11 protein-coding genes are annotated in these 15,490 nt (G+C 44.8%); 5 read left to right on the plus strand and 6 right to left on the minus strand.

Annotated features, from left to right (window positions below):
* Positions 1–38: 38 nt before the first annotated feature.
* From Q7A_RS01925 to Q7A_RS01935, 3 genes are read right to left on the minus strand one after another with little or no spacing between them, the layout of a single operon-like run.
* Positions 39–1,364 (minus strand): ATP-binding protein, encoded by a 1,326-nt coding sequence (locus Q7A_RS01925; RefSeq protein ID WP_014705638.1) that lies wholly within the window; start codon positions 1,362–1,364, stop codon positions 39–41.
* Positions 1,361–2,023 carry a response regulator transcription factor gene (locus Q7A_RS01930; protein ID WP_014705639.1) on the minus strand — a complete coding sequence of 221 codons (663 nt, stop codon included), beginning with the start codon at positions 2,021–2,023 and terminating at the stop codon, positions 1,361–1,363. Before Q7A_RS01930 ends, Q7A_RS01925 begins: the two co-directional genes overlap by 4 nt.
* A 2-nt stretch (positions 2,024–2,025) precedes the next feature.
* Complete coding sequence (locus Q7A_RS01935) at positions 2,026–2,349, minus strand: PepSY domain-containing protein (RefSeq protein WP_238595939.1); 324 nt, start codon at positions 2,347–2,349, stop codon at positions 2,026–2,028.
* Between the two features lie 510 nt (positions 2,350–2,859).
* Here Q7A_RS01935 and cfa point away from each other — a divergent pair.
* The 3 genes from cfa (at position 2,860) to Q7A_RS01950 (ending at position 6,096) form a co-directional block, all read left to right on the plus strand.
* Positions 2,860–3,963, plus strand: coding sequence for a cyclopropane fatty acyl phospholipid synthase (gene cfa / locus Q7A_RS01940; protein ID WP_151903889.1), 1,104 nt, complete (start codon positions 2,860–2,862; stop codon positions 3,961–3,963).
* Positions 3,964–4,102: 139 nt separating this feature from the next.
* Entirely contained in the window at positions 4,103–5,560 is a 1,458-nt protein-coding gene (locus Q7A_RS01945; protein WP_014705642.1) for a catalase, read from the plus strand.
* Positions 5,561–5,625: 65 nt separating this feature from the next.
* A complete protein-coding gene (locus Q7A_RS01950; protein ID WP_014705643.1) occupies positions 5,626–6,096 on the plus strand; it encodes a Dps family protein in 471 nt (156 codons plus the stop codon).
* 411 nt (positions 6,097–6,507) lie between these two features.
* Here the strand turns inward: Q7A_RS01950 and Q7A_RS01955 are convergent, their stop codons facing one another.
* The 3 genes from Q7A_RS01955 to Q7A_RS01965 all read right to left on the minus strand — a co-directional run bounded on the left by Q7A_RS01955 (position 6,508) and on the right by Q7A_RS01965 (position 10,577).
* A complete protein-coding gene (locus Q7A_RS01955) occupies positions 6,508–7,959 on the minus strand; it encodes an aldehyde dehydrogenase family protein (protein ID WP_014705644.1) in 1,452 nt (483 codons plus the stop codon).
* Between the two features lie 9 nt (positions 7,960–7,968).
* Positions 7,969–9,609, minus strand: a complete 1,641-nt coding sequence (locus tag Q7A_RS01960; protein WP_014705645.1) for an acetolactate synthase large subunit — start codon at positions 9,607–9,609, stop codon at positions 7,969–7,971.
* An 86-nt stretch (positions 9,610–9,695) separates the two neighbouring features.
* Positions 9,696–10,577, minus strand: coding sequence for a flagellar motor protein MotB (locus Q7A_RS01965; RefSeq protein ID WP_014705646.1), 882 nt, complete (start codon positions 10,575–10,577; stop codon positions 9,696–9,698).
* Between the two features lie 174 nt (positions 10,578–10,751).
* On the opposite strand from Q7A_RS01965, the gene Q7A_RS01970 reads away from it, so the two are divergent.
* Together Q7A_RS01970 and Q7A_RS01975 are read left to right on the plus strand one after the other, a co-directional pair.
* Positions 10,752–13,706 carry a bifunctional diguanylate cyclase/phosphodiesterase gene (locus tag Q7A_RS01970; RefSeq protein WP_014705648.1) on the plus strand — a complete coding sequence of 985 codons (2,955 nt, stop codon included), beginning with the start codon at positions 10,752–10,754 and terminating at the stop codon, positions 13,704–13,706.
* 430 nt (positions 13,707–14,136) lie between these two features.
* Positions 14,137–15,447, plus strand: coding sequence for a sodium-dependent transporter (locus tag Q7A_RS01975; RefSeq protein WP_014705649.1), 1,311 nt, complete (start codon positions 14,137–14,139; stop codon positions 15,445–15,447).
* The last annotated feature ends 43 nt before the right edge of the window (positions 15,448–15,490 follow it).

The following is a 15,490-nucleotide window of genomic DNA, read 5'->3' on the forward strand; positions in this document are numbered from 1 at the left end:
CTCTCAATTGTTCGTCAATAACCCTGTGGGGTTAGATGTTAGACCGTCAAAAGTAAGCGAACTTCCACTTTCAGCCCACCCATGGAAGATTGACTGAATCGTATTTCACCGCCATAGCTCTCCACAATGTCAGACACAATAGCTAAACCCAGGCCACTACCAGGCACTGATTCATCCGCCCTGAATCCTCGTTGTGGCAGCTGTGACATTTTGCTCTCATCGCAACCCTGACCATCATCCTCAACCACAAAACAGCAATACTGGTTTTGATAAACATGAATATTGATCCGTTTTCGACACCATTTGCAGGCGTTTTCCAGCAGATTGCCCAGCATCTCCAGCAGATCTTCACGATCACCAAAAAACAGTAGACCAGCTTCAATTTCCCAATCGATGATGGGAGATTTGTCACGATAAAGCAATTGCAAAGTCCTGGATATTTCAGCAATTTCCTGCTCCAGATCGACTTTTTTTCCGGGCATCGATGCACCCAATAAACGGGCACGTTTTAATTCTCTTTCAATAATTTGTTCCATATGTTGGCTGACTTGATGCAATGCGTTTTGTGTCTCAGGCATGCCTTTTAGCTCGGAACTTTCAGCGGTTTGATTTAAAAGGGTTAACCGGGTTTTAAGTGCATGAGCCAAATTACCTAATGCGGCGCGTGAACGGTGAGTTTTACGGGTCATGGTTTTTAAAAGACGGTTTAATTCTTCTACCATCGGCTGAATTTCTTCTGGTCCCTGAGCTTCAATGGCTTCCGTTTCTCCACGGCGCAACCGTGAAAGTTGTTGTTGAATGTGCTGTAAGGGCTGAAGTGCCTTGCCAACAATTAGCCATTGGATGAGCAATAGTACAAACAGCCCAATAGCGGATACCAGGGAGTACAGCATCTGAAACTGAAAAATATCTTCCTCCAGTTCACTGATATTCTGACCCACCATAATGGTCAGACTGTGACCTTGTTTGAAATAGCCACGTTGCAGACTGAACAGGCGCTCTTCATTCGGGCCATTCAGTAGTGATTGTATTTTTTGACCGCTGGAAAGTTGTTCAATTTTTAATGATTCATCCCATAAGGATCGAGACTGTTTACAGGACGCGACAGAACATACGACATAGTAATGGCCAGAAAAAGGTCGTTGATACAAGCTGCTCAGGCGAAGCGAGCTAAGGTAGAACGAGCCATCTGGGTTGACTTCAACGCTGGCCAGCAGTCCTTCACTTTCATTTTCCAGACGCTCCAGCAATTGTGTTTCAGTAACACGTTCAATAACCAGTGTTATCAGAGCCCATTGTAATAAGATCAACAGACTCAAGGTAAATGTCAGACCAATCGACAGTCGGCGTTTTAAGGAGTTCATGCAGGACCGAAGATATAGCCTTGTCCACGGCGGGTCTGAATCAAATCTGTACCGACCTTCTGTCGCAATCGATTGACATACACCTCAATCACGTTGCTATCTCGATCACTATCGTATTCATAAACATGCTCTGTCAGACGACTTTTCGATATAACCTGGCCTGGATGCAACATAAAGTAGCGTAACAGTCGGAACTCCGTTCCCGTTAAGTTAAAAAAACGGCCATCTTTTAACTTAACTGACTGAGCATCTTCATCAAGCAGTAATCCGGCAGCCTGTAATGGCCCGCCACTGGTGCCGGAACTACGTTTCAGTACGGCACTGATCCGAGCCAATAACTCTTCTGTCTGAAACGGTTTGGCCACATAGTCGTCTGCGCCCGTTTTAAATCCCTGTACTTTTTCTTCCCAGCTGCCTCTGGCCGTCAAAATGACCACAGGTACATGATTGTTACGACTTCTCCAGTTTTGCAGTACTTCCATGCCAGAGCGTTTAGGTAACCCCAGATCCAATACAATCAGATCATAGGGTTCAATATCGCCCAAGGCTTCAGCATCAATACCATCGACAGACAAATCAACGGCATAACCTGCTTGTGATAATGCATTCTGTAACGTTGGGCCCATCTGCACATCATCTTCAACCAGCAATATTCGCATTTTTAATCGTCCAGCTCGAGTTCGAGTAAATCACCATTGGTTGCGTCAAACTCGAGCTCCCACACGCGACCTTGATCATCCAGAACCTCAATTTCATAAACCAGCATGCCGTTATCCCGCTCAAGCTCAGTGTCAATAGCTTCTCCCTGACGGAACGCCTTGGATTTTTCAAGAATAGTTTCTAATGGCAGGATCTTGCCAGATTCACGCAACGTTCTCGCTTCAGAATGGTTTACATCTTCAGCTCTTACAGGGCTTGTGATAATCACAGAAATTAATAAAAAACGGATTAATCGAATTGCAGAAGAAAATAGCTGTTTCATCATTATTCCTGAATATATTTGTTTTATTCAAGCTTGTTAAGAGACATTTTAGCCAATCACGCTTAATTTAAGCTTAATGGTTGCGGTGAATCCATCTGTTCTTTTCATTACTGCCGGAAGCACCTTTTACCAAGCAAAGGTTCTCCATAAGCCCTTTTCAGTATCAAGGATGCGCTGTGCGAACCCGTTGGCATACTTCTTTTGCTGATTTGAACTAATTTCTCACCGCCATAAAAGGCCACTATGTTATTGGTTATATGAGCGTTCTTTATAACGAACCTGTAAGTGAGCAGAGAACACTGGTGGTTTTCTTCTCTTTAAACCCTTTTTAATCAACTTTCTGAGCTGAAGAATCCATCATAACGCTATACAAATCATTATATTTTTGAGCTATGGTAGGGCTGTAACCCTGAAAGAATAGAGGAGAAAGCCGTCTATGACTGATTCTACTTCAAAAGTGCCTCACGTAAAGCCCAGAGAAGCACGGCAAAGTCAAACGGTTGCCCCCCCGCTATTTTAAAGGAGGCGGCGGATCTCGCTGGTGTCAGTTTTAATGGCGATCAGCCCTGGGATATACAGGTGTTTGATTCAAGAGTCTATCGGCGGGTGTTAACTCAGGGTTCTCTCGGCTTTGGTGAGAGTTACATGGATAATATGTGGGAAAGCCATCAACTGGATGAGCTGTTTCATAGACTGTTGAAGGTTGATATTGAAAAGCATCTTGGAAGTGTAGCCAAAATCCGTTTGTATTTTGAAATGTTTCGCCAGAACCTGTTCAATCGTCAAACCAGTAAACGAGCGTACGAAGTTGGGAAAAAGCACTACGATACTGGCAATGATATTTTCCAGGGCATGCTGGATTCGACAATGAGCTATTCCTGTGGTTACTGGGCAAAGGCGGATAATCTGGCTCAGGCGCAAAAGCATAAGCTGGATTTAATCTGCAGAAAACTCATGCTTCAACCCGGTGAGCAGGTGCTTGAAATTGGCTGTGGCTGGGGCAGTTTTGCTCAATATGCTGCAGAGAATTATGGCGTAGAAGTCCATGGCATTACTATTTCAAAAGAGCAGCAAACCATGGCCCAGCAGCGTTGTGTTGGTTTACCTGTGACGATTGAATTGATGGATTATCGCGATCTGGAAGGTCAATTCGACAAAATTGTTTCCATCGGTATGTTCGAGCATGTTGGGCCCAAAAATTATTCCATCTATTTTGACAGCGCAATGAAATTGCTCAAGCCGGAAGGACTGTTTCTGCTGCATACCATCGGCATTCACGCCACTTCGTTGAAAGTCGATCCATGGATTGATAAATACATCTTTCGTAATGGCAAATTGCCTTCGGCAGAAGAACTGGCATCAGTCCTTAACAGCCGTTTTGTCATCGAGGACTGGCATAATTTCGGCACGGATTATGACAAAACACTGATGGCGTGGTGGGAAAATTTCGATAAAGCCTGGCCCGATTTATCCACCCACTATGATGAAAGGTTTTACCGTATGTGGAAATATTATTTGCATAGCTGTGCCGGTTTCTTTCGCTCCAAACAAGGCCAGTTATGGCAACTCGTATTAAGTAAACGAGGCCGTGAAGGCGAGTACCGCTCTCTAAGATAAGTTATATCAAAATTTTTGTGTATCGATATAAACGATTAATGTTATTAGTATTAATTGTTTTACCGATTCGTCTGTTTCATCTATAGTTATTCAAAACTCACAAACATGAGTTTTATTTAATGCCCTCAAGGAGGCGAACATGGCAGGCAAACAAAAACTCACCACAATTGGTGGTGCACCGGTTGTAGATAACCAGAACAGCATGACAACTGGTCCCCGTGGCCCGTTATTGATGCAGGATGTGTGGTTTCTGGAGAAAATGGCTCACTTTGATCGTGAGGTTATACCTGAGCGACGAATGCACGCTAAGGGTTCTGGTGCTTTTGGCACGTTTACGGTGACCAACGATATCACTCAATACACCCGTGCCAAAATCTTTGCTGAAGTTGGCAAACAGACGGAATTATTTGCCCGATTCTCCACTGTTGCCGGTGAAAGAGGGGCGGCAGACGCAGAGCGGGATATTCGTGGATTTGCCGTTAAGTTCTATACCGAAGAAGGTAACTGGGACATGGTTGGTAATAACACTCCGGTGTTTTTCCTGCGTGATCCGTTGAAGTTTCCGGATTTGAATCATGCCGTAAAACGGGATCCTAAGACCAATATGCGTAGCGCACAGAATAATTGGGATTTCTGGACCTTATTACCTGAAGCACTTCATCAGGTAACGATTGTAATGAGTGATCGCGGTTTGCCAAAAAGTTACCGTCACATGCACGGCTTTGGCAGTCATACCTATAGTTTTATCAATGCGAATAACGAGCGCTTTTGGGTGAAATTTCACTTCAAATGCATGCAGGGTATTGAAAACCTGACCGATGAGGAGGCGGCCAGAGCCGTCGGTGAAGATCGTGAAAGTCATCAAAAGGATTTATTTGAAGCAATTGATCGCGCTGATTATCCCCGCTGGGAATTAAAAGTGCAGGTTATGCCTGAAAAAGATGCAGATACCTATCATGTTCATCCATTTGATCTGACGAAAGTCTGGCCACATAAAGATTATCCGTTGATCGATGTTGGTGTAATGGAGCTGAATCGTAACCCTGAAAACTATCATGCAGAGGTAGAGCAATCAGCGTTTACACCGGCTAACGTTGTGCCAGGGATTAGCTTTTCTCCAGATAAAATGTTGCATGGACGGTTGTTTTCTTATGGTGATGCCCATAGATATAGGTTAGGGGTGAATCATCATCAGATACCGGTGAATACACCTAGATGTCCTTATCACAGTTATCATCGGGATGGGGCAATGCGAGTTGATGGTAATTACGGAAGTACCAAAGGCTATGAACCTAATAGCTATGGAGAATGGCAGGAACAACCTAATTTCAGTGAACCGCCGTTAGCCATCAATGGTGCTGCAGATCATTGGAACTTTAGGGAAGATGATGATGACTACTATTCACAACCCGGTAACTTGTTCCGTTTGATGACGCCAGAGAAACAGCAAGTGCTGTTTGAAAATACTGCTCGGGCAATTGATGGTGCTGATGACGAAGTTAAGAAACGTCATATTCGCAATTGTCTGAAAGCAGATCATGCCTACGGCAAAGGTGTGGCGGATGCGATTGGTATTTCGCTGAACGATGTGAACTAAACAAATATGGATCATGGTCGCCGTGATGTCACGGCAGACTTCGAATTTTATCAGGAGGTAAATGTATGAGTTCGATTGATATTGGTATTAATAAGAAAGACAGAGAAAAGGTCGCCGAAGGTTTGAAAAAGCTATTGGCAGACACTTATACCTTGTATTTGCAAACCCATAATTTCCATTGGAATGTCACGGGTCCACGCTTTCGTGACCTGCACTTGATGTTTGAAGAACACTACGTCGAGTTGGCCACAGCCGTCGATGATATTGCGGAACGAATCAGAACACTGGGTGTCGCAGCTCCAGGTACTTATAAAGCGTTTGCGGAATTAAGTTCTATCAAGGAAAAGGACGGTGTACCTGATGCGATGGAAATGACCGAAATTCTGACGCATAACCACGAATTAGTGGTGAAAACCTGCCGTGAAGTATTGAAAGTGGCAGAAGCAGCAGATGATGAATCGTCGTTAGCATTAGTATCAGACCGTATGCGGATCCATGAAAAAACGGCCTGGATGTTACGGGCAATGACGCAGTAGCAAAATGTTAGGGTCTGTTGATCTTTCATAGCTGCTTCTGTTGTGACTGAAAATGTGCCAATCAAGGCGCGAGGAGTGAAGTTTGTGAGATACATCCATGTATCTCACCCCTTTGGGGCTTGCGCTCAAAAACGCTCCTGGCGTTTTTGTAGTCGTTCTAAATAAACGACGAGCAACGCAGAGTAGCGCATTTTCAGCCGCAACCCGTAGGGCTGGGACTATTTTTCCGCCCCACTGCGTTGGAAAATGACTTATGTAGAACAACTACATCGCATCATTTCCGCCTTGTTGGCCGAAAAAATAGCCTCCAGCAGAAGCGACTATGAAAGATTAACAGACCCTAAGTTTCTCTCTCAAATTTTAAGACCGCCCTCGGGCGGTCTCTTTTTGTCTGCAATATGGGATTCACACCTAAGGGATACTTTTAGAGGTGAGTACAATCATCTTATCTATCTGCATATCTTCCATGCTGTAGGCAATGCCACCGGTACCATGGCCTGAATGTTTCAGACCGGCAAATGGCATCCAGTCAACCCGGAATGCGGTATGTTCATTAATCATTACAGCAGAAGCATCCAGTCTTTCTGCAACATACATGGCGTTATCAATATTATGGCTATAAACCGACGCCTGAAAAGCAAAATCAAGACTATTGGCTTCGGCAATGGCTTCATCTACATCCTCATAAGGATAGACACAGACTACCGGGCCAAAAATTTCGCTTTTCGATACTTTGTCATCTGCTGGTGGGTCAAATAAAACCGTTGTTGCATAGCAGTTATTTGCCAGCGTTTCACCACCGGATAATAATTCTGCGCCCTGGTTAACCGCTTCCTGTACCCAGTCATTCACCCGAGTCACTTCACTGTTACGGATTAATGGACCGATTTCGGTTTGATCCGATAATGGATCGCCAATTTGCATTTTATTGCCTGCCGCTGCCAGTTTGTCAGCCAGCTCACGTGCAATCGAATGATGAGCAAAAATTCGCTGAACCGACACACATACCTGACCGGCATGATAAAAGCTGCCTTTGGCCAAACCAGGAATGGCTGCATCAATATCGGCTTTTTCATCGACGATTACCGGAGCCACGCCACCATGTTCCAATGCACAGCGGGTTCCAGCCGACAGTTTGGAACGTAAATACCAGCCTACTTTGGCACTGCCGATAAACGTTAAAAAAGCTACCCGGTGATCGGTGGCAAGTTGCTCCGCAACCTGATGATTTTCTGTCAGTAAAGCCTGGCACCACTCTGCAGGTAAACCTGCCTGATGAAAGATTTCGACCAGCCGGAAACAGGATAACGGAGTGTTTTCAGCCGGTTTGACAATTACCGGACATCCCGCCGCAATGGCCGGTCCCACCTGGTGAGCAATCAGATTTAACGGGTGATTAAAGGCGCTGATGGCAACCACTACACCAATGGGCTCTTTGTGCAGCATGGTTAATCGATGCTGTGACGCCGGATTAACGCCCATCGGAACTGGATGCGAAGTTTGATGACGCAAGGTGTCCATACAATGCCGGATACTATCGATACAACGTACCATTTCGATTTTGGAGTCAATCAACGGCTTGCCACCTTCTTCGGCAGCGCCTTTGGCCAGCTCATCAGATTGTTGCTGCATTAATTCAAGTGATTTTTCCAGAATAGCCAGACGCTGTGGAACAGAAAGCCATTTGCTTCTATCATTAAATAAACTATGCGCTGTTTCCAGAGCGGTTTCGACGGCATCGCTATCTGCCACATCAGCAGTAGCGATCAGCTGATCATTATATGGATTGGTCACATCAATCTGTGCCCATTGTTTGGCTGCTACGCCGGGTAAATTCAGGGCGAAGTGAGGTGCGCTAGACATAAAGCTTCCTTATAGAATGCAGATTTTTTGTTTCAACCCTTCATTAAGTATTGAGTGGTTGAGAGAATAATCAATGGCAACATCAATCAAATGAACACCAGGGGTATTGAGTGATTCACGTAGCATTTTATCAAACTCAATGTAGCTGGAGGGACGATGGCCGATAGCACCATAGCTGTCAGCATATTTAACAAAATCAGGGTTATCAAAGCTTAAACCAAAGTCCTTAAACCCCATGCCCTGCTGTTTCCATTTGATCATGCCATAGGCGTTATCATTAAGAATAATCACCACCAGATCCAGTTTCAATCGAACCGCGGTTTCCATTTCCTGCGAATTCATCATAAACCCGCCATCACCACATACCGCAACTACTTTACGATCGGGGTTTATCAGTTTGGCTAACATTGCTGTGGGTAAGCCGGCCCCCATTGTTGCCAGCGCGTTATCCAGTAGCAGCGTGTTATTTTCATAACATTGGTAATTCCGGGCAAACCAGATTTTGTATAGCCCATTGTCCAGCGCCAGAATATCTTTTTCACCCAGCGCTGCACGAATAGTGGTGACTGCGCTCTGCGGTAAAATTGGAAAGCGATCATCATCGCTATAGAGCCCCAGACGTTGCTGAACCTCCTGCTTAACGCGATAGAAATACGAAAAATCCCAGTTTGACTGTGGTGACAAGGCATCAGATAAACGATTAATTGACGTGGCAAGATCACCGATGACATCCAGTTGTGGGAAATACACCGGATCGACTTCCGCTGGCTGGAAATTGATATGAATAACCGGTGCCCCACCATCATTCATAAAGAAGGGCGGCTTTTCTACGACATCATGGCCGACATTGATAATCAGATCCGCTCGTTCGATGGCACAGTGCAGATAGTCTGACTCGGACAATGCTGCTGTACCGAGATAACTATCATGACGCTCATCAATAACGCCTTTACCGAGCTGAGTATTAAAAAACGGAATCCCGGTTTTTTCAACAAATCGGGTTAACGCTTTGCTTGCACGTTTCCGATTTGCTCCGGCACCAATCAATAACAGTGGCATATTAGCTTTGCGAATCATTTCCAGCGCATCTTTTATCGCCGTGTTATCTGCATCCGGTCGGCGAATGTTTTCCACCACATAAATTCTGTCCTGAACTTCCTCAGCAGCAATATCTTCAGGTAACTCAATATGCACCGCACCAGGGCGTTCCTGGACCGCCAGACGACAGGCTTCCCGAACCACGGCGCCAATCGTATTACCATGTACCACCTGCTTGGTGAACTTGGTGATGGGCCGCATCATATTAACAATATCGACAATTTGAAATAGTGCCTGTTTACTGGCCTTTATCGGTTTTTGGCCGGTAATGATCAACATTGGCATGCCCCCCAGCTGGGCATAAGCCGCGGGGGTGATGAGATTGGTCGCGCCAGGCCCCAGGGTTGACAAACATACACCGGGTTTGCCGGTTAACCGTCCATAATTAGCCGCCATAAAGCCTGCGCCTTGTTCATGCCGGGTAATAATCAGTTTGATGGAGGAGTGTTGTAATGAATCAAGGAAATCGAGATTTTCTTCACCGGGGATACCAAAAATATATTCGACCCCTTCGTTTTCTAACGCTTTAACCAGTAGATCAGATGTTTTCATGGAGTGTTCCTAGGTCCTCTGGGATGGCGGAGCAATCATTGCGTCGTCGCTTGGTTTTACCATAAATAATCAAGGCATCACAGCCCTTATTGAGTGAGGACAGCTATTTCCACCCTTCGGTTGCGTGCTCGACCTGATTCAGTATCATTTTCTGTGAGCGGACGAGTATCAGCATAGCCTTCAACACGAAAACGTTCGGCTTGATATTCTGGATAGCGAAGCAGTTCATGCACAACAGAAGTGGCCCGTGAACCGGATAACTCCCAGTTGGAACGATATTGTGATGTGTTCAGAGGTCGATCATCAGTATGCCCAGAAACGACCAGGGGATCTTCAATATTTGCCAGGGCATCAGCAATAGTTTTCAGAACAGGAACAAAAGCTGGTTTTATTGAGGCCAGACCAGAAGGAAAGGAGGCTTGTTCATCAATGGTGATGACCACCCGGTCCTCTCGGGTTTCAACCTGTAGTAATCCCTCATCAATTTGTTCTTTTAAAGCTTCTTTGATTTCCATCAATTGCCGCTGTTGCTTGGCTTGCATATATAAATTGAGATCAGCGGTGTCAAGAGTGGGGTTATTAGGATCAGCGTCCTGTTGGACTTGCTGAATGACAGTCATATCAGAAGGATTTGGTGAAAAGGTTTGCTGTACGATTGATGTGCCTTTTGGGATGGGGTCAGGCTCTTCCGGTTGCTCAACGCCAAAAGCATTATGCATGGATTGGGCAACCATCTTTAACCGCACTACATCGAGCTCAGACATTGATAGAAGTAACACAAAGAAACATAACAATAGCGTCATCAAATCAGCAAAGATAGCGATATAAGCAGGAATGGCTTTGCGTTTTACCATGCGATTTGCAGCACCCGGCATCCGTTTTTGATTGGTCATTTGTCCGGTCACCAATTCATTCAGATTTTCATAATTGGCTGATGGGATTAAGACAGTATTTATTCGAGGTTTCATTGTTACCGTAACTGTATGATAAATCAAGATTTTGCCGTAGCATCAAGTCGCCTAATAGTAATCCTGTTGGGTAGAACAGGTTGTGACCCATAACACATCGTTCGGCAATCACTTTTTTATCACGTTGTTCCAGCTGTAATATGTGGTATTTATTGACTATTTCACGGATTGCAAATGCGTCCCTTTGTTGCAACTAAACCGGTTTTCAACAGCATGATTGCCATAATCGCTTTACTGATTCTGGTCGCTGCAATTTATCTTGATCATGTTATTCAGGATCGGCATAAAAATGCGTTGCTGGCGGAAACTCAGCAGCACCTGAGTATGTTGCATAACAATCTGGTTACAAATTTACAGAACCATATTCAGATCGTGCGTGGCCTACCGGGCCTATTCGCCGTAAATCCTGACTTAACCCAGCAACAATTTGAAATTGCCATGCAACATTTGATTGGTGAGCACACGCAACTGCGAAATATTGCTGCTGCACCCGATATGGTTATTCGTTATATGTACCCGATAGCAGGAAATGAACAGGCTATCGGTCTGAATTATCTTCAGGAGCCCACACAAAAAGACGCGGCTGAACGTGCCAGATTGAGTCGAAAACTGGTACTGGCTGGCCCGCTTGAGCTTAAACAGGGTGGGGTTGGATTGATTACCCGTATCCCTGTCTATCTTAATGATGAGAAAGGAGATGAATATTTTTGGGGCATTATTTCAGCCGTTATTGATGTTGAGGCGTTTTTTGAGGCTTCTGGTCTTATCGATAATACCTTACCCATTGAAGTAGCGATTCGTGGCAAGGATGGACTTGGGACGGATGGCGAAGTATTTTTTGGTGAAGCTTCCTTGTTTGAAAATCCTGTCTTAACGATGCCATTGACCTTACCAGAAGGCTATTGGCTGCTGACAGGACAACCTGAAGGTGGCTGGAAAACCATCAATAATGCTGTCTGGCAATCCCGAGTTCTGCTTTTCTGCATTGCATCGGCCATTTTTGCTTTGTTGACCGCTTTTGTACGCTTTATGTTTACAGCGTCTCTGGCCAATCTGAAATTTCGGCAGGTAATTGAGTCATCACCCATTCCTTATATTCTGGTCGGGAAGGACAGAAAAATCAGTTTTATCAATCCCGCCTTTGCAGAACACTATGGTTATAGCCTCACTGATTTGCCAAGCCTTGCCTTGTGGTGGAATAAAACCGATATCAATCAGGAATATTTGAAGAAAATAAATACTTGGTGTGATTCAACTAATGATGCAGAGCAGTTGCCTGATCACGCCGTTGAAATCAGCGTCCAATGTAAAGATGGTGTACAACGCGAAGTATTGCTTTCAGTTTCACCACTGGATGATACCGTGAACAAAGAGTTGTTACTGGTGGTATATGACTTAACCAGCCGTAAACTGGCAGAACAGAAAATTCACTTTTCTGAGCAGATTTTCAGTCAGGCACATGAGGGAATAGTGGTAACCGATACCCAGGGACGTATTTTGGAAGTTAATCCGGCTTTTACTGAAATTACCGGCTTCACTGCTCAGGATGCGTTGCAAAATACACCCGCCATCATGAAATCAGGCAAACATGATGATGTTTTCTTTGAGGAAATGTGGCGAAAGCTGGAAAATCACGGACATTGGCAAGGTGAAATCTGGAATCGGCATAAAGATGGACATTTGTATGCATTGCAACTGACCATCACGGTGATGACTAATCCCCAAGGCCTCAAGCAATATTACGCAGGCTTGTTTTCCGATATTACCCAGTCAAAAACGCAGCAGGAAAAGCTCGAACTGATGGCACATTACGATGTGCTGACTCACTTGCCAAACCGGGTGTTATTTGCTGACAGATTCAGTCAGGCTGTGGCTCATAGTCAGCGTTTAGGTACCTGGTTAGGGATTTGTTTTCTGGATTTGGATGATTTCAAACCGGTCAATGATACCTATGGCCACAATGTGGGTGATTTATTACTGATTGAAGTGGCTGATCGGCTACGTGCCAGCGTCAGGGATGAAGATACTATTTCCCGCTTTGGTGGCGACGAGTTTGCTATTTTATTTCGTGATATCAATTCTTATGAGCAATGTGAGCAGCTACTCATCAGATTGCATCAGACACTTGCAGAGCCTTATTGGATAGATAACCGAAGCATTACGATCAGCGCCTCCAGTGGTATCGCCCTGTATCCAATGGATAATGTGGATTTGGATACCTTGCTGCGTCATGCTGATCAGGCAATGTATCAAGCCAAGATCACTGGGCGCAATACTTCCAGAATGTTCAATCCTGAACTAAACCAGCAGGTTATCCACAAGCATCATGTAGTACAGCGGTTACGTGAGGCTTTGTTAAACGATGAATTTGTCTTGCATTATCAACCTGAAATAAATATGCGAACCGGCGAAATAATTGCAGTAGAGGCTTTGATTCGCTGGCACCACCCGGAGCGTGGATTGTTGTTCCCTGGCGACTTTTTGTCAGATGTGGAAGGCTCTGAGCTGGAGTTTGAGCTGGGCCTGTGGGTTATCGATTCAGCTCTGCAACAGTTACAGTACTGGCAGCAGGCCGGTTTGGAGATTGTGGTAAGTGTTAATATTGCAGCAAATCACCTGCAGGCCAAAAACTTTATTCAGTCTTTACAACAAATTTTAAATCGTTATCACGATATACGGCCTGCTTCACTGCAACTGGAAATTCTGGAGAGCAGTGCATTGGGTGATGTGCCTACACTCAGTCGCATTATTGATGATTGCCGTCATAGGGTAGGTGTTTTGATTGCACTTGATGACTTTGGTACCGGTTATTCCTCGCTAACCCATCTGCGACATTTGGCGTCTAACTCGGTTAAAATTGACCAGAGTTTTGTACGGGATATGCTGGAAGATGACAGTGATTACAATATTGTTGATGGTGTCATTAGTCTGGCCAAGGCATTTAATCGGCAAGTGATTGCAGAGGGTGTCGAAACAGTTGAGCATGGTTTGATGTTGTTATCGATGGGCTGTGATCTTGCGCAAGGCTATCAGATTGCTCGTCCTATGCCAGCCGAAAACGTTTTGAACTGGTGCCATGAATACCAATTACAGCATGAATGGAGCTTGTTTCAAGATAAAGTAAGTTGACCTCAGTTGCATTTTCTCATGACAATCAAAAACCTTATGATAGTAAAGATCAGTTGATCTGATTTTGGCAAGATCATGGCGGTTGAAGATGGCTGCGCATCGGCTCATCACGGAAGATCAGAGAGAAATGCTCAGGTGCTAAACATCATCGCTAGCGAACAGTGATCGGTGGTACGGTATGTTGGGTGCAGAACTGACTTTTGATAAAAGCTGAAATCCGAGCTGAACGTTGAATATATTCTGGATAAACCCGCGGGCAACAAAATAGCAATTGTTCAGGCGGTCGAAAGTGCTGAAGAAATGTTACCCGCTAGAACTCCGGCCTTATTGATATGTGGGAAAAGTGGTTACTATCGCGTTATTCCCCAGTAATTCTGTTTTCAACTAACTTTAAACCGTTTAACTCTGATGTTTGAAACGGAAGATTTTTATGCCAGACCAAAGTTTTATCATTCAATCGAGAAAACAATGGAGCTCTGAACCGGCCTTTATAGCATCGATGGCAGCAGCAGCTGTTGGGCTAGGTAATCTATGGCGGTTTCCTTATATTGTGGGCGAAAATGGTGGTGGCGTCTTTGTCATCGCTTATTTACTGGCGTTATTTATCGTTGTGTTACCCATTATGATGCTTGAAGTAGCAGCCGGACGTCTTACCCATGGGAATACCGTTGCCACATTCAGACAAGTCAATCGTCTGGGAAGCTATTACGGCTGGTTGGTTGTGACCATTACGATTGCTATTACCAGCTATTATTTAGTTATTACCGGTTGGACCCTGGGCTATGCCATTGATGCCAGCCGAGGAGAGTTAAGAGTATTTGAGCAGTTTACCGAGGGCTATAACAGTTTCTGGTATTTTCTGGTCATAATCGGATTGGCCTCTATCGTCCTGATTAACGGCCTGAAATCAATTGAGCGATTGTCAAAATTGCTGATGCCGGTGCTACTGGCGGTAATGGTTTTTTTAGTGGTAATGGCCAGTAAAACTTCCGGCTGGGAACAAACCATTAATTTTTTCTTCAAATTTGACTGGACCAAAATGACCAGTGGTGAATTATGGGTTTTTGCCTTCGGCCAGGCTTTTTATACGCTGGCAATTGGCCAAGGCTATCTAATCACCTACGGAAGTTATATTCCGCGAAAAACCAACCTTCCCAGAGCGTGTATTATCGTCGCGGTATTTCAGACTTCAATTGCCTTGCTTGCCGCATGGATGATCTTTCCATTTGTGTTCAGTCAGGGCTTGTCTCCAGAAGAAGGTACCCAATTGGCTTTTGCAACAATGCCTAAAGTGTTTGCAGAAATGTCAGCGGGTTGGTTCATTGGCATTGTTTTTTTTGTCTTGTTTTTCGCCGCTGCCTTCACCTCCACGCTGGCAGGATTAAAGGTCATTGTATCCGCTTTTGCCGAGGAGTTCGGCATCACTAATTTTAAAGCGGTTATGCTGGTGGCGTTGGTTATGTTGATTTTTGGCTCGGCCTCCGCTCTGAGTTTTACCCCAATGAATTTACAGATAGCGGGTGAACCGGTGCTCGACATGGTGGATAGGATTGCCGGGGGCAATATTATTATTCTGTCTGGCATCATCGGCGCTGCATTGTTTTGCTGGTTCATACCTCCGGCCAAAATTCATTCGGTTTTGGGGACGTATTCACATTGGTGGGAATGGCGAATATATCTGGTTGGCCGTTTCCTGCCGATATTCATGTTAATTACTATTCTCATGAAGTATTTCAGTTGATCTTTGAACAGATTATTGATGAATCTGATGTGATAACCACTTT

The organism is Methylophaga nitratireducenticrescens, assembly GCF_000260985.4.
GTDB classification, from domain to species: domain Bacteria; phylum Pseudomonadota; class Gammaproteobacteria; order Nitrosococcales; family Methylophagaceae; genus Methylophaga; species Methylophaga nitratireducenticrescens.

What these genes read in the sequence shown, in the direction of transcription:
- Q7A_RS01925 (WP_014705638.1), bottom strand. Translation starts at nt 1,364, where the DNA reads ATGAACTCCTTAAAACGCCGACTGTCGATTGGTCTGACATTTACCTTG.
- Q7A_RS01930 (WP_014705639.1), bottom strand. Translation starts at nt 2,023, where the DNA reads ATGCGAATATTGCTGGTTGAAGATGATGTGCAGATGGGCCCAACGTTA.
- Q7A_RS01935 (WP_238595939.1), bottom strand. Translation starts at nt 2,349, where the DNA reads ATGATGAAACAGCTATTTTCTTCTGCAATTCGATTAATCCGTTTTTTA.
- Q7A_RS01945 (WP_014705642.1), top strand. Translation starts at nt 4,103, where the DNA reads ATGGCAGGCAAACAAAAACTCACCACAATTGGTGGTGCACCGGTTGTA.
- Q7A_RS01950 (WP_014705643.1), top strand. Translation starts at nt 5,626, where the DNA reads ATGAGTTCGATTGATATTGGTATTAATAAGAAAGACAGAGAAAAGGTC.
- Q7A_RS01955 (WP_014705644.1), bottom strand. Translation starts at nt 7,959, where the DNA reads ATGTCTAGCGCACCTCACTTCGCCCTGAATTTACCCGGCGTAGCAGCC.
- Q7A_RS01960 (WP_014705645.1), bottom strand. Translation starts at nt 9,609, where the DNA reads ATGAAAACATCTGATCTACTGGTTAAAGCGTTAGAAAACGAAGGGGTC.
- Q7A_RS01965 (WP_014705646.1), bottom strand. Translation starts at nt 10,577, where the DNA reads ATGAAACCTCGAATAAATACTGTCTTAATCCCATCAGCCAATTATGAA.
- Q7A_RS01970 (WP_014705648.1), top strand. Translation starts at nt 10,752, where the DNA reads ATGCGTCCCTTTGTTGCAACTAAACCGGTTTTCAACAGCATGATTGCC.
- Q7A_RS01975 (WP_014705649.1), top strand. Translation starts at nt 14,137, where the DNA reads ATGCCAGACCAAAGTTTTATCATTCAATCGAGAAAACAATGGAGCTCT.